Origin of the sequence: Pseudomonas sp. EGD-AK9, assembly GCF_000465935.2 — a bacterium.
In the GTDB taxonomy this organism is placed as follows: Bacteria; Pseudomonadota; Gammaproteobacteria; order Pseudomonadales; family Pseudomonadaceae; genus Aquipseudomonas.
Window position 1 is genome coordinate 1 of the sequence record NZ_AVOF01000692.1, and the last position, 860, is coordinate 860.

1 protein-coding gene and 1 pseudogene are annotated in these 860 nt (G+C 68.7%); both read right to left on the bottom strand.

Translation table 11 applies throughout. From position 1 onward, the window contains the following. A pseudogene (locus tag N878_RS22930) lies at positions 1-192 on the bottom strand (riboflavin biosynthesis protein RibD); the annotation flags it as partial. After that, positions 189-656 (bottom strand): transcriptional regulator NrdR, encoded by a 468-nt coding sequence (gene nrdR / locus N878_RS22935; RefSeq protein ID WP_021445840.1) that lies wholly within the window; start codon positions 654-656, stop codon positions 189-191. The gene nrdR and the pseudogene N878_RS22930, both read right to left, overlap by 4 nt. Between the last annotated feature and the right edge of the window lie 204 nt (positions 657-860).

Below are 860 nucleotides of genomic sequence, written 5' to 3' on the forward strand. Positions count from 1 at the left end.
CAGCTCGGCGGCCTGGCGCAGGGCGTGCACCTCGGCGTGCGGCTCGCCGGCACGGGCATGCCAGCCTTCGCCGACGATGCGCCCGTCACGCACGATGACGCAGCCGACCCGCGGATTGGGATGGGTGGAGTACAGGCCCTTGCGCGCCAGCTGCAGGGCGCGCGCCATGAAGGCGTGGTCGTGCGCGCTCATCGGGCTTTCGACGGCTCGCGAGAGAGGCGCTCGATCTCTTCGCGGAACTCGTTGAGATCCTGGAAACGCCGGTACACCGAGGCGAAACGGATGTAGGCGACCTCGTCGAGCTTGCGCAGCTCGCCCATCACCAGCTCGCCGAGCACCAGGGACTTCACCTCGCGCTCGCCGGTGGCGCGCAATTGCTGCTTGATGCGGGCGATGGCTTCCTCGAGGCGCTCGACGCTCACCGGGCGCTTCTCCAGCGCGCGCTGCATGCCGGCACGCAGCTTGTCCTCGTCGAACGGCTGGCGGCTGCCGTCCTGCTTGATCAGGCGCGGCATCACCAGTTCGGCGGTCTCGAAGGTGGTGAAGCGTTCGCCGCAGGCCACGCATTCGCGGCGACGGCGCACCTGATCGCCCTCGGCGACCAGACGCGAATCGATGACCTTGGTGTCGTTGGCGGCGCAGAATGGACAATGCATGGCAGGCGCTGGCAGGTGGCGGCAAAGGCGCCATGGTAGCGCATCGAAGCGGCAAGACAAGCCAGGTGCTTTAGGCTATATAGACGCCCGCCCGAACAGCAGAAGACGCCATGACCTATCCCTGCCGCTGCTTGCCCTGATCCTCACCGGCCTGCTCGGCGCCTGCGCCAGCGAGCCCGCCACGCCGCCCGCGCCGCCGCCGAG

What these genes read in the sequence shown, in the direction of transcription:
- nrdR (WP_021445840.1), bottom strand. Translation starts at nt 656, where the DNA reads ATGCATTGTCCATTCTGCGCCGCCAACGACACCAAGGTCATCGATTCG.